This is a genomic window from Candidatus Poriferisodalis sp. (assembly GCF_965208555.1).
Classification (GTDB): Bacteria; Actinomycetota; Acidimicrobiia; order Acidimicrobiales; family Poriferisodalaceae; genus Poriferisodalis.
This window is the reverse complement of sequence record NZ_OZ242342.1, coordinates 651,310-667,765: the sequence shown is the minus strand read 5'-3', so window position 1 is coordinate 667,765 and position 16,456 is coordinate 651,310. Positions and strand designations below refer to the sequence as shown.

Annotated in this window: 18 protein-coding genes and 3 tRNA genes; 10 read left to right on the top strand and 11 right to left on the bottom strand. The window is 66.2% G+C overall.

The window, feature by feature from the left end; genetic code table 11:
* Positions 1-324, top strand: a complete 324-nt coding sequence (locus tag ACOGXE_RS03150) for a hypothetical protein (protein WP_419932496.1) — start codon at positions 1-3, stop codon at positions 322-324.
* The gene (locus ACOGXE_RS03145) at positions 325-1,335 is read left to right on the top strand and encodes an HNH endonuclease (RefSeq protein WP_419932495.1); all 1,011 of its coding nucleotides are present in this window, start codon (positions 325-327) and stop codon (positions 1,333-1,335) included.
* An 80-nt stretch (positions 1,336-1,415) separates the two neighbouring features.
* Here the strand turns inward: ACOGXE_RS03145 and ACOGXE_RS03140 are convergent, their stop codons facing one another.
* The 3 genes from ACOGXE_RS03140 to ACOGXE_RS03130 all read right to left on the bottom strand — a co-directional run bounded on the left by ACOGXE_RS03140 (position 1,416) and on the right by ACOGXE_RS03130 (position 2,558).
* The gene (locus tag ACOGXE_RS03140; protein WP_419932494.1) at positions 1,416-1,823 is read right to left on the bottom strand and encodes a type II toxin-antitoxin system VapC family toxin; all 408 of its coding nucleotides are present in this window, start codon (positions 1,821-1,823) and stop codon (positions 1,416-1,418) included.
* On the bottom strand, positions 1,820-2,062 hold the full coding sequence (locus ACOGXE_RS03135; RefSeq protein ID WP_419932493.1) for a hypothetical protein: 243 nt from the start codon (positions 2,060-2,062) through the stop codon (positions 1,820-1,822). Before ACOGXE_RS03135 ends, ACOGXE_RS03140 begins: the two co-directional genes overlap by 4 nt.
* Positions 2,063-2,126: 64 nt before the next feature.
* Positions 2,127-2,558, bottom strand: a complete 432-nt coding sequence (locus ACOGXE_RS03130; protein ID WP_419932492.1) for a very short patch repair endonuclease — start codon at positions 2,556-2,558, stop codon at positions 2,127-2,129.
* Positions 2,559-2,772: 214 nt separating this feature from the next.
* Between ACOGXE_RS03130 and ACOGXE_RS03125 the strand changes: the two genes are divergently transcribed.
* Positions 2,773-3,963, top strand: a complete 1,191-nt coding sequence (locus tag ACOGXE_RS03125; RefSeq protein ID WP_419932491.1) for an amino acid ABC transporter substrate-binding protein — start codon at positions 2,773-2,775, stop codon at positions 3,961-3,963.
* On the opposite strand, the gene ACOGXE_RS03120 is transcribed toward ACOGXE_RS03125, so the two are convergent.
* Positions 3,960-4,529 (bottom strand): peroxidase-related enzyme, encoded by a 570-nt coding sequence (locus ACOGXE_RS03120; protein WP_419932490.1) that lies wholly within the window; start codon positions 4,527-4,529, stop codon positions 3,960-3,962. The genes ACOGXE_RS03125 and ACOGXE_RS03120 overlap by 4 nt on opposite strands.
* Before the next feature lie 74 nt (positions 4,530-4,603).
* Complete coding sequence (locus tag ACOGXE_RS03115) at positions 4,604-6,232, bottom strand: RCC1 domain-containing protein (RefSeq protein ID WP_419932489.1); 1,629 nt, start codon at positions 6,230-6,232, stop codon at positions 4,604-4,606.
* Between the two features lie 318 nt (positions 6,233-6,550).
* Here ACOGXE_RS03115 and ACOGXE_RS03110 point away from each other — a divergent pair, with 318 nt between their 5' ends.
* The gene (locus ACOGXE_RS03110; protein ID WP_419932488.1) at positions 6,551-7,192 is read left to right on the top strand and encodes a carboxymuconolactone decarboxylase family protein; all 642 of its coding nucleotides are present in this window, start codon (positions 6,551-6,553) and stop codon (positions 7,190-7,192) included.
* Here ACOGXE_RS03110 and ACOGXE_RS03105 read toward each other — a convergent pair.
* From ACOGXE_RS03105 to ACOGXE_RS03095, 3 genes are all read right to left on the bottom strand, one after another.
* Complete coding sequence (locus ACOGXE_RS03105; protein ID WP_419932487.1) at positions 7,185-7,730, bottom strand: beta-class carbonic anhydrase; 546 nt, start codon at positions 7,728-7,730, stop codon at positions 7,185-7,187. The genes ACOGXE_RS03110 and ACOGXE_RS03105 overlap by 8 nt on opposite strands.
* 46 nt (positions 7,731-7,776) lie before the next feature.
* Positions 7,777-7,853: transfer RNA gene (locus ACOGXE_RS03100), tRNA-Lys, on the bottom strand.
* Positions 7,854-7,911: 58 nt separating this feature from the next.
* Positions 7,912-7,987: transfer RNA gene (locus ACOGXE_RS03095), tRNA-His, on the bottom strand.
* A 152-nt stretch (positions 7,988-8,139) separates the two neighbouring features.
* On the opposite strand from ACOGXE_RS03095, the gene ACOGXE_RS03090 reads away from it, so the two are divergent.
* From ACOGXE_RS03090 to ACOGXE_RS03080, 3 genes are all read left to right on the top strand, one after another.
* Positions 8,140-8,658 carry a glycine/sarcosine/betaine reductase selenoprotein B family protein gene (locus tag ACOGXE_RS03090; protein ID WP_419932486.1) on the top strand — a complete coding sequence of 173 codons (519 nt, stop codon included), beginning with the start codon at positions 8,140-8,142 and terminating at the stop codon, positions 8,656-8,658.
* Positions 8,659-8,727: 69 nt separating this feature from the next.
* Positions 8,728-9,156, top strand: coding sequence for a hypothetical protein (locus ACOGXE_RS03085; RefSeq protein ID WP_419932485.1), 429 nt, complete (start codon positions 8,728-8,730; stop codon positions 9,154-9,156).
* Between the two features lie 51 nt (positions 9,157-9,207).
* Positions 9,208-10,158, top strand: a complete 951-nt coding sequence (locus ACOGXE_RS03080) for an NUDIX hydrolase (protein WP_419932484.1) — start codon at positions 9,208-9,210, stop codon at positions 10,156-10,158.
* 48 nt (positions 10,159-10,206) lie between these two features.
* Here ACOGXE_RS03080 and ACOGXE_RS03075 read toward each other — a convergent pair whose 3' ends face one another.
* On the bottom strand, positions 10,207-10,680 hold the full coding sequence (locus tag ACOGXE_RS03075; protein WP_419932483.1) for a cupin domain-containing protein: 474 nt from the start codon (positions 10,678-10,680) through the stop codon (positions 10,207-10,209).
* Positions 10,681-10,816: 136 nt separating this feature from the next.
* Between ACOGXE_RS03075 and ACOGXE_RS03070 the strand changes: the two genes are divergently transcribed.
* Positions 10,817-10,890 (top strand) — tRNA-Arg (locus ACOGXE_RS03070).
* A gap of 66 nt (positions 10,891-10,956) precedes the next feature.
* Here ACOGXE_RS03070 and ACOGXE_RS03065 read toward each other — a convergent pair.
* The gene (locus ACOGXE_RS03065) at positions 10,957-12,117 is read right to left on the bottom strand and encodes a DUF6159 family protein (RefSeq protein WP_419932482.1); all 1,161 of its coding nucleotides are present in this window, start codon (positions 12,115-12,117) and stop codon (positions 10,957-10,959) included.
* Between ACOGXE_RS03065 and folE the strand changes: the two genes are divergently transcribed.
* Positions 12,109-12,777, top strand: coding sequence for a GTP cyclohydrolase I FolE (gene folE / locus ACOGXE_RS03060; protein ID WP_419932481.1), 669 nt, complete (start codon positions 12,109-12,111; stop codon positions 12,775-12,777). The two genes, ACOGXE_RS03065 and folE, sit on opposite strands and share 9 nt — an antisense overlap.
* 26 nt (positions 12,778-12,803) lie before the next feature.
* On the top strand, positions 12,804-15,782 hold the full coding sequence (locus ACOGXE_RS03055) for an ATP-dependent helicase (protein ID WP_419932480.1): 2,979 nt from the start codon (positions 12,804-12,806) through the stop codon (positions 15,780-15,782).
* Here ACOGXE_RS03055 and ACOGXE_RS03050 read toward each other — a convergent pair.
* Entirely contained in the window at positions 15,779-16,435 is a 657-nt protein-coding gene (locus tag ACOGXE_RS03050) for an NUDIX hydrolase (RefSeq protein WP_419932479.1), read from the bottom strand. The two genes, ACOGXE_RS03055 and ACOGXE_RS03050, sit on opposite strands and share 4 nt — an antisense overlap.
* Positions 16,436-16,456 lie beyond the last annotated feature (21 nt).

Sequence of the window (16,456 nt, the reverse complement as noted above, 5' to 3'; positions counted from 1 at the left end):
ATGGCTCTCAGCACGTCGCTCGAGGAAGTACCGCAGGCTGGAGGCAAGATTCGACTCGTCGTGTCAGTCGATTTCGGCTACCGCGAATGTGGAGTCTGTCCGCCGCCGCCTGGCGGCAGCGGCGCGTGGTATTGCGTGTCGTGGAAGCTTGATGCCGGAAGAGTGAAGTCCACTGTCTTCGCCTGTCGACAACACTTCGACGAGATACTCGAAGTCGCAATCCTGAACGCGCTGCCGCAGTTTCGCGACGGAAGACTGCTGCGGGGCTGCGGCGAGCCGTGCGCATGTCGTCCGCTGGAACTAAGAGAATGCGAACATGACTGAATGACAGCGCTGAGCGACTACTTGGACCTCAGCGAGCCCGAGGCCGTTGCTCAGTGGAGGAGCATCCTGCAGCGTCGTATGCCACCGCCGGGCAAGCGACAGGTCAACTTCACGCCGGTAGAGACGTTGCTTTGCTATGGGCTCTTCCTTTCCGACGACCCAGTGGTGGACCCCCGCCGCTATGGCGGGCAGACGATTCACAAAGCCCCAGAGCTCGTCCACCATCTCGCTGTCCTCTTTAAGCGCCGCCCAAGCTCGATCACCAACAAGATGATGAATCTGAACGGCGATCGCATGAACGGAGCAAAGTATGAGGTTCAGATCTTCGAGAGAATGGGAGCCGACGTCGTCCGCTACTACGAGCTGTATGGGACGGCGTTGCGCGCAGCTCGGCGACTTGGCGTCGGCGCTCGGCGACTGCCCGATTTCCTCCGGTTGGAGCAGGTGACCGACTACGCGCATCTCGGTCTTGAGGACGTGGAGAACTCACGTTATGAGGAGATCATCGAGCGGGAGGCCGCGAGATTCCGTGCTGCCAAGCTGCAAAAGGGTCAAGAACTATCTGCCGCTGAGACAACACGGATCGTCCGGCACCGCGCCCGAGTCGGTCAGAAGGCATTCGCGACGGAAGTGTTGCGACGATTCGACTTCACATGTGGGTTCTGTGGCATGGCCCCTCGATCCCTGAAGGGGAACCGGCTCATCGTCGCGTCACACATCAAGCCTTGGGCTGACTCGACCAACAGTGAACGGCGCGATCCGCGAAACGGGGTCGCTGCGTGCCCGACTCACGATGCCGCGTTCGACAAGGGCCTGATCACCGTAAACGGCGGGCTACGCGTGCATCGATCTCGACGACTACGGGCCAGCCTTCAGCAAGACGAAGGGGTCGAGCACAACTTTGGCGAGTCGCTGCGAGAAGCCTTGGTCCTGCCGCTGGGGATTGAGCAGCCCCGCCCTGCGTACCTGCGCTGGCACCACGAGCACGTCTACCAAGACTCGCTGCGCTGAACGCCGCTCTGTGAGCCACTGCGCCAACGTCGCGGTGAGGAGACATGTTGTGGCCTCGTACGACCTTCACGCCACCGAGCTCAGGGCAGGAGGCGAAACGCTCCAACGTGGCTGGGTCGCACCACACCGAAGTGTCGATGATCGAGTGTCGCAATCGAGGTTTCTCCGAGTCGCTCTGCTATCGCAACGACGCTCGCATCGGTGCCACCCAGCGGCATGTCTGCGTATGCGCCCACCAGTTCGGCGGTGCGGCGCCAGTCGTCGGCTGTCAACGTTTCGACGTGGATTTCGCCGTCGGCGACGGCGTCGAAGAACTGTGCCTCCGAGCGCGAACCCAGTTGACGTCCGATCAGATATCCAGTTTCAGCGATAACGAGCGGTGAGGCCCTGAGCCCATCCAAGTTCTCATCGAGCAAATCGGCACAGGCGCGATGGTCCGGATCCGCCAAGTCGGCAGCCGCCACAAGTACGCCGGTGTCGACGATCAACTCGACAGATCGCTGCCGAAGCCTTCGGCGAGCATGTCGTCGGCATCAGATGCCCGCCGGCCCGAACTGGACGACCCCATGGCCACGAAACTGGGCCGCTTGCGCTTGGCAGTGCCGTCCTTGGCGGGCAGTGATGCGGCCCATTCCTCGATCACGGCGTCAACACTGATGTGCCGACGCTCGGCCTCGGCATGCAATCGGGCCATGCCTTCCTTGGAGAGATCCAGTGTCACCACCACGTCATCGAGACTACGCCGTCGCATTCGGAGGCTTCCACCGATTTCCGGCCCAATTGCCCGGGCGCTAGGGCTTTGAGAGGCGGTGAGCGCGGGCGCGGATGAGCTGCTCGATCTGAGCGGCGGCTTCGTCAGGTTCTTCGTGTTCCCAGATGCGGACTGGGGTCCAGCCGGCGGCCTCCAGGCGAGCGTCGGTGTCGGCGTCGCGGGCGCGGTTGCGGGCGATCTTGGTTTCCCAGTACTCGGCGTTGCGGCGGGGCTTGGTGCCGTGTTCGGGGCATCCGTGCCAGAAGCAGCCGTCCACGAAGATCGCTACCCGCAAGCGGGGGAACACCACGTCGGCTTCCCGGCGCACCTCGGGCAGCGGCCGGCGATGCACGAAGTAGCGCAGGCCGCGCCGGTGCAGCGCTAAGCGGATCAGCCGCTCCGGTCCCGTATCGCGGGAGCGCTGCTTGGACATGCGCTCCGACGCGGGACCCGGCAGTGCCTTCGGCTCCACCCGGTCGGTTCTAGCAGTCAGCGACGGGTGATTGGGAGTGCGCAGACGACGAGAAAACACGACCAGTATGAAGAGCGCAGCGTGTTGTATCGCATTCCTGCACATACGCTGCCGGCCGGTTGCGGACAGGAACCCTGAACAGACCGGAGACTTGAACATGACTCGAGCTCAATTCGGTACTCCGTGGCGCCGTCGAGCGCAAACTGCGGCAGCGTTGGCAGCGGCTGTTCTGCTGGCGGCGGCGTGCACCGGGGCCGACGCCGGCGACGGCGCCGATGACGGTTTCGACGGCACGGTCCGCATCGGCGCAGCGCTGAGCGAAACGGGCCGATTCGCTGCCGAAGGCAAGGCTGTGCGTCAGGGCTACGACACCTGGCTGCGCTGGGTGAATGAGGAACACGGCGGCATCCGCGTCGGCGACGGCCGCTACCGGGCCGAGATCGTCTATCGCGACGATGAGTCTGACCCCGACCGGATCGGCGCTCTCATCGAGCAGCTCATCGACGAAGACGAAGTCGACTTCCTGCTCGGCCCGTACTCCAGCACGCTGACCGGACCTGCCAGCGCCGCCGCCGAGGCGCGAGACGTGATCATGGTGGAAGGCAACGGCGCCTCCGACGGTCTCTTCGACCGGGGCTACCGCAACCTGTTCTACATCGGCGTTGTCGCCTCCGACTACACGCGGTCGAGCATCGAGTTGCTCGCAGAGCGCGGTGCGCGCACCGCAGTGGTGGCGCATGAAGACACGCCGTTCGCCGCGTCGGTTGCGGAGGGAGCGCAGCGCCACCTCGAGGCCAACGGCATTGAGGTGCTGGCGATGAGGCAGTACCCGGTCGGCGTCGACAACGTCGACGATCTCATGACCGAGCTTGCGGCACTCGAACCGGACATCTTCGTGGGCGGCGGCCACTACGACGACGCCGTGCTGTTCCTGCGCGCGGCACAGGCACAGGGCTTCGGTCCCGACGCCATGCTCATCACTGTCGGCCCCGCCAACCCGCAGCTGCTTGCTGATGTCGGCAGTGGCGCCGACGGCGTGCTCGGGCCCACGCCGTGGGAGCCCGTGATGGCCTACGAGGACGAGAGCTTCGGCTCAGCGAGTGCCTATGCAGACACCTACGAGGACCTCTGGGGCGAAGCGCCCATCTACCAGGCGGCCGGATCGACCACCGCCGCGCTTGCGCTGCACCTAGCCATCGAGGCTGCCGGCAGCCTCGACACCGATGCCGTGCGTGATGCGTTGCGAGATCTCGATATCGACACCTTCTACGGCCCGATCCGCTTCGACGAGCGCGGCGTCAATGTGGCCAAGCCGATGGGCACCGTCCAGGTGCAGGACGGCACCATCGTGGTGGTGGCACCTGCGGCTGCGGCCGAGGGCGCGCTGGTGTACCCGACGCGCTAGCGGCCCATCGTGAAGAACTCGTCGTTGGGCCTCATCGACGTCAGGTGGGCCATCCGGTTCGACAGGGCGAACAGGCCGGTGATGGCACCGATGTCCCAGATGTCGTCGTTGCTGAACCCATGAGCCCGCAGCTCGTCGTGATCGTCGGCTGAGGCCGACCACGGCTCGCTGCACATCTTCAGGGCGAAGTCGATCATCGCCCGTTGCCGATCGGTGAGATCAGCCTTGGAGGGGTCGACGGCCAGCTGGTCAGCCAGCAGTGGATCTTTGGCGCGGATGCGCAGGATCGCCCCGTGCGCCACCACGCAATACAGGCAGTTGTTGGCCCCGCTGGTGGCCACCACGATCATCTCCCGCTCAGCCTTCGTCAGCCCGCTGGGGCCCTCCATGAGCGCGTCGTGGTAGGCCATGAAGGCGCGCATCTCCTCGGGCCGATGGGCCAGTGCGAGGAACACGTTGGGCACGAATCCGGTCTTGGACTGGATGAGCTCGATCCGCTCGCGCAGGTCGTCGGGCATGTCCGCTATGTCGGGCACGGGAAAGGTCGAGATGGCTGGCTCGGTCATGCCCGCAGCCTAGGGAGCACTCTCACGGGCCATCCGATGATCGGTGTTGTCGTGCTGTGACACGCCCTAACCGGTCAGTGCTCCCTCAGGTAGTCCCTGCTGTAGTAGTAGTCCACCCCCTGCGGCAGCTGCGGCCAGCACTCCGCCGTGCCGTCCTCACGCAGGCCACATGAGTGGTGCTTGCCAGCAGTGACGGAGGCGAACGTGCCAGCAGGAGGGTCGGATTGCCCGTAGCTGTTGTCGCCCCAACAGGCGACGGTGCCGTCGATGCGCAGGCCGCATGTGCTGTCCCAGCCGGAGGAAATCGCGGAGAACTTGTCGGGCGGTGGATACGTCTGCCCATGGAAGTCTCTGCCCCAGCACGCCGCGGTGCCGTCCTCCCGCAATCCGCATGAATGATCGTGGCCTAGGGAGAGGGCGACGAACGTGCCGGAGGGAGCGTCTGTTTGACCGTGCTCGTTCGCCCCCCAACAGGTGATGCTGCCGTCATATACCAGACCGCAGCTATGTCTCGGGCCGGACGCGACCGCCTGATAGGTGGCTGATGGCACCTCCAACTGCCCCACATCGTTGCCGAAGACATCGCTGTGGCTCCAGCACTCGATACTGCCGTCGCTGCGCAGGCCGCAGGTGTGTGCGAAGCCGGCGGCGATGTCAACGAACGCACCGGGCGGCGCATCCTCGTGCTCGTCGTTGCCGTCGCCCCAGCAGGCGACCGTTCCGTCGGCCTGGAGCCCACATGGCTGCGACCACCGTATGGCGAGAGTGCTGAACTGACCGGCAGGGGTTCTGGCTTGCCCGAGGTCGTTGTTGCCCCAGCAGGTGACGGTGCCGTTGTTCCGCAGTCCGCAGGTGTTCAGCCAGCCGGCGAAGATTGCGCTGAACGTGCCTGAGGGCGGCCGTGCGTAGCCGCTGAAGGACTCCCCCCAACAGGTGACGGTTCCGTTGTCGCGCAATCCGCAGGCTGAGGTTCCGCGCGCCGTGACGGAGACAAATGTGCCCGAAGGCGCGTCGGATTCCCCTGACCCATTCTGGCCCCAGCAGGTGACGGTGCTGTCTGCTCGCAGCCCGCAGGTGTGAAACTCCCCGGCGGCGACTTCCAGGAAGGAACCGGATGGAGCGTCGGCTTGTCCTCCGAGGTTGGCGCCCCAGCAGGTGATGGTGCCGTCTGCTCGCAGTCCGCACGAATGCTGGGCGCCGACGGTCACGGCGCTGAAGGTGTCGATAGGTGCTTCGAGTTGCCCGGCTTCGTTGCTGCCCCAGCAGGTGACGGTGTAGTCGTCGCGTAATGCACACGAGTGGCGCGAGCCCGCCGCGACGGCTCTGAAGGCGCCGGCTGGTGCGGAGATCTGCTCTAGGCGATCATCGCCCCAGCAGGTGAGCGCGCCGTCGTCTCGCACGCCGCACGTATGCAGCCATCCGGCGCTCACGTCGCTGAAGGTGCCTGCGGGCGCGTCGAGCTGGCCGTAGAAGTTGTAGCCCCAGCAGGCGAGCCAGCGGTCTTCCCGGACGCCGCAGGTATGGGAATCGCCTGCCGCGAGGTCGACGAAGGTGCCTGTCGGCGGGTCCGCCCGCCCGTAGAAGTTGGCACCCCAGCACGTGACGGTGTAGTCGCCTCGCAAGCCGCACCAATGGAGGCGGCCCGCGCTGATGGCACGAAAGGCATCCGGCGGTACGTCTGTCTCGATCTCGGCGGGGGTCACTGCTTGAGTCGTTGCAACAGATACATCGACCGCACCCGATTCCGCTGTGTTGGCCAGCGTCGTACTCGTCGCAGTCTCTGTTGGTTCATCGCTACCGGGCTGCGGCACGGGGACCGACGCCGATGTCGCTGTGCTCGCGGCGAAGGCGCTGGTGCTCGGTGCCGACCGCTGTTCTGTCGCCGTCGGTGGGCTTGTGCAGCTCAAGGCCACCACGGTGATCAATGCGATGGCCGAACGCAGCGCGTGGCGAGTAAGCACGAGGTGCTCCCGGTGAGTGATGGAGGAGTATGTCATGGCCGCGGCGCTGGCCTTGTGGTCGTGCCCGACGCATCGCCCGCTCCGTGCAGCTTCTCCTACATTTGCGGGACCGACGAGAAGGACTGCCTGCTGATGCACTTGCCACGACCGACCACGCCACGACTCGAGCCGATCCCGAAGGTGGCCGAGCGGGCCCGCGAGGCCATGGAGAGCTCGTTCGCCAACGCCGTCAACGTCATTGCGACCCTCGCGCACAGCCGCCCGATCTCCAAGGCATTCGGAGAATTCGCGATGGCGATCCTGTACCGGGGCGACCTGTCACGTCGCGATGTCGAGATAGCCGTGCTGCGCACGGGCTGGAACTGCCAGTCGGTGTACGAATTCGGTCAGCACACGCTGATCGCCCTGGCCGAGGTAATGACCGACGAGGAGATCTATCTCGTCACCCGGCCCATCGCCGAGGGCAACTGGACAGCCGCCGAGGCGGCGCTGCTGCAGGTTGTCGACGACCTGTACTCCGACGACTGCGTCTCCGACGCCACCTGGGCCGAGGCGGTTTCGCACTTCAGCGAAGCCGAGATGGTGCACCTCATCGCAGCCTCGGGCTGCTACCGGATGGTCAGCGGGCTGCTTAACAGCACCGGCGTGCAGCGAGACGATGGCGTCCCTGGCTGGCCCACCGCGTCGACCGCCGTCAGCTGAGTGCCGGCACCTCGTTGAGCAGGCCGGTGTCGACGTCGTAGATGAAGCCGCGAACCGCTGTGTCGTGCTCGATGAAGGGGGAGGCTCGCAGCGTTGCGATGGCGGCACGCACGTCGTCGGCGGGGTCCGCGAACGAACAGATGGGCCAGCTAGGCCGGGCGCCGAGGCGCTGGCCGAGGTCGTTGCTGAACGCTGCTTCGTCGAGCCCGCACATACCGCACTTCGTGTGGTGTATGACCAATATCTCCCGCGTGCCGAGCAGCTGCTGCGAAATGCACAGCGACCGGATGACGTCGTCGGTCACCACCCCCCCTGCGTTGCGCATGACGTGCGCTTCGCCCACCGTCAAGCCCATCTCCGCCAGCGGATCGATCCGGGCGTCCATGCAGGTGACGATGGCCACGTGACGGCTGGGCGGCGCCGCCATACCGGGCGTCTTGACGGCGTCCGCCGCCTGCCGGTTGTGCTCAACCAATTCGTCGGCTGACGGCCGGAACTCAGATGCCGTCGGTTCGCTGGCTTCGCTGTCGTGGCCCATCGAACGACCTCATCAGTGCGCATGCCGGAGCCCTCCGGCGAGCCTGTGGTACGCCCCCTGGGACTTGAACCCAGAACCTGCGGATTAAGAGTCCGTTGCTCTGCCAAATTGAGCTAGAGGCGCATGGTGTCCGGCAAGGCTAACGACGCCCTCCCGGCACATGCGGCGGGCAGGGGTGTCGGGCGGATCGAGGGGATTCGAACCCCCGGCCTCCAGTGCCACAAACTGGCGCTCTAACCAACTGAGCTACGACCCGCATGGGGTGGTCAAGGATGCCACGGGCACCACGGGCTCGCTACCAGATTTGGCGCGGAGCTGACGCCTGCGGGGCTCGGAGTCGAACCGGCAACACCGCCGTCCCAGTGGCTGTCTTCAGCCGCGCGCAGCCCGGACGGCGTACCGTATGAACGTGAGCGCGCAGACAACGCAGTCCAGCGGGGCCCGGCAGCCGCCTGTCACCTACATCCCAAGGATCACGGCCCAGTACATCGGGCTGGGGTATGGCGAATACCGCTGGGTTCACAGCGAGACGCCGCCGCCATGGACGCCGCTGACCAAGCCGATCTCGAAGTGCCGTGTCGGGCTCGTCGCCACCGGCGGCATCTATGTCACCGGCCAGACGGCGTTCCACTATCGCGACGACACGACATACCGGGCGATCCCCACCGACGTCGACACCGCCGATCTGCGGGCCACGCACTTCGCCTACGACCTGACCGATGCGCGTTCTGACATCAACTGCGTGTTCCCCATCGAGGCACTGCGCACGCTGCGCGACAACGGCGAGATCGGTGAGCTGGGGCCGAACGCGTACACCCTGATGGGTGGCATCTACAGCACCCGCCGGGTGCATGAGGAGCTGATCCCGGCGCTCGCCAAGCGCTGTGTGGCCGACGAGCTCGATGTGGTTCTGCTGGTGCCGGTGTGACCGGTCTGCCATCAGACCGGGGGTCTGATCGCGAGGGCCATCGAGGCCGAGGGCATCCCGACGCTGTCGATGACGAGTGCCCGTGACATCACCCGTGCGGCTTGGCCGCCCCGTTCCGTCTATCTGGACTACCCGCTGGGGCACACGTCGGGCAAGCCGCACGAACCTGAGCTGAATCTGCGCATCTTGCGGGACACGTTCGCTGCGTTCGAGAACTTGGGTGTACCGGGTTCAATGGCGCACCTGCCCTACCGCTGGTCTGACACGGACCGCTGGAAGGACAGGGTGTTTGCGCCGTCCACGACGGCGGCGGATCTGCCCGAGTGCGCAACGCCCAACGGCGAAGACGCCACGCAGGACGCATCTGGGGGCGGCTACGAGGACGATCGCGTCGAGCGGCTCCCGACGCCCCAATACCAGACCGACGAGGACGCAGCAGCGGCCCGTGCCAGCCACGACGGGGAAGAGTGCCTCGTCTGCGCAGGCATCGACTACTGAGTCGCTCGACCGGCCACTCGATCGCGTGTTGACGGAATTGTCGGGCCGCCGGTGACTGAAACGGCCGACGGAGCCCCCGAGCGCCGCGCCTCGGTCGGCGCGTTGTCGCCGGGCGCTGGCGGCGACTACGACCCCGCCTCCATCCCGGTACGTGATGCCGCGACGGTGATGATCCTGTCCAACGAGAACGATCCCCATGTGCTCATGCTCAAGCGCAACTCCCGCTCGATCTTCGTGGGTGACATGTGGGTGTATCCCGGCGGCGCCGTCGATCCCGAAGATGCCACCCAGGTAGCAGACGAGACGGTGTCGGGCCTGACCGACGGCGAAGCCTCGTTTCAGATCGGCATCGAGCGGGGCGGCATCGCCTTCTGGGTTGCAGCACTGCGGGAGACGTTTGAGGAAGCCGGTATCTTGCTCGCCCATCACGACCATCCGGTCGGCGTGGACGATCCCCGGGACTTGCCGTCGGGAATCATCGATCTCTCGCCGCCCGACGTGGCCGAGCGGTTCTCGCAGTACCGCGACGAGGTCAATGCCGGCGACCGGGACTTCGTCGAGACGGTGCGCAATGAGGACCTGTTGCTCGACGGCGACAACGTCTATTTCATCGGCCGTTGGGTGACGCCGCTGGGCTCTCCTCGCCGCTATGACACACGGTTCTTCCTGACGGCGATGCCAGATGGCCAGGTGCCGTTGCCCGACCACGACGAGGCCGTCGAGCACCAATGGGTGCGGCCGGCTGACGCCATCCGGCGAAACGAGACCGGTGACATGGTGATGATGACGCCGACCATCGGGATGCTGCAGCGTCTTGCCAGCTTCGCGACGGTCTCCGAGGCCGTTGCGGCCGCGGAACGTGGCGCCCCGGCAGACGACGAGCACGTGCGGATCCGTTACGACAACGAGGGCCCGCATCGGATTGCGTTCCCTGCTGATCCTGACTATCTGGAGTCGGACGGCAGCACCGAGGTGGGCATCCTGCGCTGGCCATCTCGCTAACCCGCCGCTCGAGCTCCGGGGCTCCTCGGGCTGCGATGTCGCTGGGCGTCAACGTGCGAGTTCGCGGTCCTGCTCGATGAAGGATTCGATGGTGTTCTCCGCGAGGATGTTGCAGTCGGCGTCGAGCACCTCGAACATGCGCCCGGTGGGCTCGTGCATGGAGAACAGCACCAGCGAGCCTTCGGGGCCGCCGCGCTCCATGTGTACGTCACCGCCGGGACCGCTGCAGTAGGTGCCCGCAGGCCGTATGTCGTGATGCGCCTCGTTGCCGTCGTCATCGATGTCGATGACGTGGTGCTCGCCTTCGAGCACCAGCGAGGTCGTCGTCGCCACGTGGCGATGGAAGTGGCAGTAGGCATCGGGCGCCCAGCGGATCAGCAGATCCAGCCGTCCGAGATCCTCGTCGTGGCCGAGCACGGCGATGTCGTAGTCGATCGGAAAGTCGAACCGCGGACTGCCCTCGTAGTGAATCCACCGGAGATCGCTGGTGTCGAAGCGGAAGCCGGAGTTCTTCTCGGTCACGATCGGTCTCCCTCAGGGGTCGGGGCACGGGCAGGGTTGACGTCCGAATGTACTGAGCAGGCCGCCGCTGCGCGGTAGAACCCTTGGACCGGCACCGCTTCGGTGGCAGGATTGCCATTGGGCCCTCGTGGCCAGAGCCCCCGTGGCGCAACTGGACAGCGCAGCGGGCTTCTATCCCGCCGGTTGCAGGTTCGAGTCCTGCCGGGGGCGCAACCGGGAGTCTCCTCGTGCCGTCAGATCGGTGCCGGCCAATGCCGGCGTTCGAGGTAACTCCGCTCAGCGAGCCCTTCTGGCTCGACGATCCTTCAGCGGTTTGCGAGCTTCTCGTTCGGCCTTGAGCGCTGCCTTGCTGGTGAACGCCTTCTCGAGACCGATGCCCCCGAACTCGCCCGGCACCTCGCCCGTCGTGACGTAGAGATACAGCGCCATCTTGAAGATGCCGACGATCGCCGACATGGCCACGATCACCGCGAGCAGCCAAGCCACGCCGATGCCGATGCCGACGATGAGCGCCACCGGGTTGCCCAACCCGACGGCCACGACGAGGGCCGCGACCACCACACCTGGCAGGAAGAGGAGAAATCCGATGAGCTCGAAGCCCACTTGTGCGATCAGGCTCTTGCCCCATGTCTTGCGGAACAGCCCGAAGGAGCGCTTGCACGAGGCAATCGGGCCGGTCTCTTCCACTACCAGCACCGGCACGACGAGATAGGTGACGAAGTACCAGACGTACTCGAGTGCAATCGCCACAATCATCGCCCCGATGGCGGCGAATTGGCCGACTACGGGGATGTGGCGACCGGCCTGCTCCATGTGGCGGAAGAACCGGGGGAGCCGGTACAACACCTCGAGGACGAAACCCACGAGGCCGGCGAGGATGGCCCACGGCACGATGACGTGGAGGCGGGCTCGAGCAGCAGACATGCAGCTTGCGAAGGTCGGAGTGCCGCCCCGGAATCGCTCCCAGGCCCCGTAGCTGAGTGCGGCGGTGAAGAAGACCGACGCGAAGGTGCTCAGCAGGATCGCGACCATCAGCACGATCCACAGAAGGGGCTCGGTGACCCATTTCCCCGGATCGTCGACGGTGTTCAGACTGAGCCCGTCGGTAGCGATCCACACCACTGCCCACGCGACGGCGCAGGTGGCCGTTACCGCAGCCAGCGACAACGCCGGGAAGGCCATGAGGTACCGGTCGCGCTTCAGCACTCCGTAGGAGGCCGAAGCGAGCTCTTTGGTCCGGCTCCAAGTGCTCTTCAGCTCGCTGAAAATGGCCATTTCCGAGATCCTAACGCTGGCACCTCGTTGCGGCCGTTGACCATTGCCGGGCCCTGCAGGCGTCCCGCCATCGCGGCCTACGCCTGCTGTCACCAGCGCCGCCGCACAAGAAATCGCGATGGTGTCACCGGCCGACGCGGGTAGGTTCAGCGGATGCCGCACGGCTCAGTTCCTGACGCTGGCGATGCTCTGACCGGCCCTGACGCTGCGGAGCCGCCATCGATCGCCGCCACCAATGGCGCCGTGACCGACCAGCAGGTAGACACCGACCGCATCGAGAAGGCGGTGAGGGAGATCCTGCTGGCCATCGGGGAGGACCCCGACCGTGATGGCCTGCAGAAGACGCCCAAGCGTGTGGCCCGCATGTACGCCGAAGTGTTCGCCGGCCTGCAGGAAGATCCCGAACATCACCTGAAGGTGCAGTTCGAGACCGGACATGACGAGATGGTCATGGTGCGAGACATCCCCTTCTATTCGATGTGCGAGCACCACCTGATGCCGTTCGTGGGGCGGGCGCACGTCGCCTACATCCCCGGTGAGCGGGGCATGATCACCGGTCTGTCGAAACTGGCGAGACTGGTGGAGGCCTACGCCCGCCGCCCCCAGGTGCAGGAACGCCTCACCACCCAGGTGGCCGACAAGCTGATGGAAGTGCTCGAGCCACGGGGGACCCTCGTGGTGGTCGAGGCCGAGCACCAGTGCATGTCGATGCGGGGGGTGCAGAAGCCTGGCTCGCTCACCATCACCTCGGCGGTGCGCGGCCAGTTCCGCAACACGGCCACCCGTGCGGAGGCGATGCACCTCATCGGCGTCGGCCGCTAGCGACTTGTTCGGCTGGCTGCGCCGGAATGGACCCCAGCTCGCTCGCGGGCCCACCCGAGCTGGGGCGCAGCGTGCTGGTGCGCCGGGGCGATCCGGTGCCAGCCGCATGGGCCGATGGTGAATCTCTTCGTGTCAGCACCGGTGAATTCAGTGCAGAGGTCGGACATCGACTGCGTGATGCATGGCTGACACGCACCCGGCTGGTCATCGAACTCGACGGCGACTTGCCCGACGCGTTGCCCGTGTGGCAGGCACCGTGGTGGGAACTGACGCCCGGCCTGACGCTGCGACCTGAGGTGCTGCTGCACCTGCTCACCGCGAATGCCGTCGATGCGCGGCATTCCCAACGGGTGCGGTTCGCGCCGGTCGAGGTGGCGCTGCGACTCGGGGCGGCACGAGCGGGCAGGCCGGCTGGGAACGACATGCGCGATGGCGAGCCCGCTGCGAGCGATGCGGTATCGAATTCTCCGGCTGAGGATCCACTGGGTGCGGGCGACGTGGTCACCGATGCCGGACCGGTGTGGTGTGACGGCGGGCCGCTGGATGCGTTCGACCTGCCGTTGGCTGTCATTCCTGCGGCGAATCTCGCTGCCGGGAGCCTGCAGGGCATCAAGACGGTGGCGCCCGATGCCGACTTGGCGACCGACCAACGCGACGCCGTCGGTCACCTGGGCGGGGCTGCGTGCATCGTGGCGCCCGCAGGATCGGGCAAGACCCGAGTGCTCACCGAGCGAGCGCGCTATCTCGTGCGTGACGTGGGCATCGCCGCCGGCGCCGTATGTCTGGTGGCGTTCAATGTGCGGGCTCGCCGCGAGATGGAGGAGCGCACTCGTGACCTGACGGGCCTGCAGGTGCGCACGCTGAACAGCCTTGCTCTGGCGATCTGCAACGGCACGGGGCCGTTCGCCCGGCCAGCGCACCACGGCCGTGTCGAGGTGATCGGCGAGGTCGACGTCCGCGAGCGTCTCGATGGCTACGTCAAGCGCCGCCGCCGGGCCATGACCGATCAGCTCGCGCCGTGGCTGGAGGCACTGAGCGCCACCCGTCTCGGCTTGCGCGACCTCGCCGAGGTTGAGCGTGACTTCCAGCCCGATGTGCCTGAGTTCGCCGAAGTTGCACCGCGCTATGTCGCTGATCTTGAGGCTGATGGTCTGGTCGACTTCGATCAGCAGATCATCCAGGCCATCGACATCTTGTTGCGCGACCCTGCGGCCCGAGCCGCGGCCCGTCGCATCTGCGGGGTATTGCTCATCGACGAGTTCCAAGATCTGACACCCGCCCATCTGCTGATGATCCGGCTGCTGGCCGGACCGCGAGCCGACGTGTTCGGCGTCGGCGACGACGACCAGACCATCTACGGCTATGCGGGCGCATCGCCGCAGTGGCTCATTGACTTCGACCGGTACTTCCCCGGTGCGAAACGACATCACCTGCACGTCAACTATCGCTGCCCGCCGCCGGTGGTCGGCGCAGCCGTCAACCTGCTGTCTCACAATCACCTGCGTATCGACAAGCAGATCACGGCAGCCGGAGACCGCAAGGATGCGGATGCCGCAGCAGCCAACGCTTCTGTGGGAGCGGTCACGGTGGCTGACAGTTCGGATGCGGCCACCGCTCTGCGACAGACGGTCTCACGCTTGATCGAGGGAGGTGTCCGGCCGTCGAACATCGCCGTGCTCACCAGGGTCAACAGCACGCTGCTAGTGCCGCAGGTCGTGCTGGGGGACATGGGTGTCGCAGCGGATGCTCCCCTTGGACGGCGCTTCCTCGAGCGCACCGGCGTGGCCGCCGCGCTGGCGTGGCTGAAGCTGGCGACCGCTCCGCGTCATGCATTGCCCAGCGGCGCACTGTCGGACGCGGCAAGACGCCCGCCTCGGGGAATCTCGCCCCGTGTGATCGAGTGGATCGGTGAGCAGCGCACTCTCGGCGAGCTGCGGGCGCTGGCAGATCGCCTCAGCGACGAACGCACCTCGATCAAGATCAACGAGTTCGCAGATGATCTGGAACTCCTTCGCCAGCGCACAGCGAACGAGCAGCTCACGACGAGACAGATCTTGGAAGCCGTGCGTGACGAGCTCGGGCTGGGCAGCAGTCTCGATTCTCGGCTGGATGCGTCGCGCCGCTCGGTGGACCGGTCGGCCCACGGCGACGATCTGCGCGCGCTCATTTCGGTGGCGCATCTACACCCGGACCCGTCCGGCTTCGCCGGGTGGCTGGCAGCTCAGCTCGACGGCGGCGGGCATGGCCGGGGTCGAGACAACGGTGACGCAATGGGCTTCGGCACCGACGAGGGCGCAGGTGCCGCGCATCAAACGGGTGGCGGCGAGGCGAGCCGTAACGCTGCAGGCCGCGCGGGGTCCGGCAGCGGCTGGGGCGGTGGCGGCGATCGTGGCGGTGACAGCGGCAGCGATCGCGTGCGGCTGGCGACGGTCCATCGGGTGAAGGGTCTCGAATGGCCCCACGTCATCGTGTACGAGGCATCGGCGGGCTTGATGCCGCACCGCCTGTCGCACGATGTCGAGGAAGAGCGCCGCGTGTTCCACGTCGCCCTGACCCGGTGTTCGGAATCGGTGACGCTGATCTGCGGCGACGAACCGTCGCCGTTCCTGTCCGAATTGCACAAGTTGGCTCCCCCAGCTCCTCGAGAGGGGGCACAACGAGAGCAACGACAATCGGCGGTTGGGGCGGGTGCTCAAGGAAGATCGGGCGTGTCCGCCCCGAAGGACCGCAAGCGCGACAAAGACCCTGACTCGCCGTCTGCGCGACCCGATCCGCCGACGGATCCCCAAGGCGCGGCGGTGTTTGAGGCGCTACGTGAGTGGAGGCGGGAACGCAGCCAGTTCGACGGCGTGCCTGCCTTCGTCGTGTTTCACGACACGACGTTGATCGAGATTGCTCATCGCCGTCCGGCAGCGCGAGCAGAGCTGCTGCTTGTGCCGGGCATCGGGCCGACAAAGCTGGAGCGCTACGGCGACGATGTCATCGCGCTGCTGGCGCGCTTCTAGACCGCGAGCGGGCGTTGGCCGGCGAGGAATCGCTGGGCCATCACCATCAACACCACCCAGTACTCGGAGCTGGGCACGAAGTCGTCAAGTGTGACGTCGAGTGCAATCTCGCGAGCGTCGGGATGACCGGCTGACGAGACACCCTGCACCGTGATGGACGGTGCGCCGCCCAACAGCGCGAGCAGGTCAGTGATGGGCACGTCGAGCACTGCGTCGACTTCGTCGCGCGCCAGCACGTAGCCGGCGAGCGGACGGTCGTCGCGCAACAGGAACACGCTGGTCAGCTCGCAGTTCAGCCTGCCTTCGCCGCTGTCATCGGCCAGCCGCCGGACACCGAGCGGCACCAGGTCAGCACGAGCCGGAGCGATGCCCAGTTCTTCCTCCAGCTCGCGCACACCGTCGAGCGGGGTCTCACCTGCGGCGAGATGCCCGGCAGCGCTGATGTCGATCAGTCCCGCAAAGGCGGCCTTGGAGCGCGAGCGTCGCTGGAGCACCGCGGTCGGCACACCGTCACGAAGTGTGACGATCTGGCAGTGAAAGACGCGGTGCCACTCGCCTCGCTCGTGCACCTCGTCCCGGGGGGCTGTGCGCACGTAGCGCCCCACTTCGTCGACGACGTCAAGATGTTCGACACCGGGCGCGCTGTCAGTCACGGCGCCCATTGTTGCCGTTGC

Bases quoted from the DNA above. Each gene is read 5' to 3' on its own strand.
- ACOGXE_RS03150 (WP_419932496.1), top strand. From the start codon at position 1: ATGGCTCTCAGCACGTCGCTCGAGGAAGTACCGCAGGCTGGAGGCAAG.
- ACOGXE_RS03145 (WP_419932495.1), top strand. From the start codon at position 325: ATGACAGCGCTGAGCGACTACTTGGACCTCAGCGAGCCCGAGGCCGTT.
- ACOGXE_RS03120 (WP_419932490.1), bottom strand. From the start codon at position 4,529: ATGACCGAGCCAGCCATCTCGACCTTTCCCGTGCCCGACATAGCGGAC.
- ACOGXE_RS03105 (WP_419932487.1), bottom strand. From the start codon at position 7,730: ATGGGCCACGACAGCGAAGCCAGCGAACCGACGGCATCTGAGTTCCGG.
- ACOGXE_RS03085 (WP_419932485.1), top strand. From the start codon at position 8,728: ATGACGAGTGCCCGTGACATCACCCGTGCGGCTTGGCCGCCCCGTTCC.
- folE (WP_419932481.1), top strand. From the start codon at position 12,109: ATGCCGCACGGCTCAGTTCCTGACGCTGGCGATGCTCTGACCGGCCCT.
- ACOGXE_RS03055 (WP_419932480.1), top strand. From the start codon at position 12,804: ATGGACCCCAGCTCGCTCGCGGGCCCACCCGAGCTGGGGCGCAGCGTG.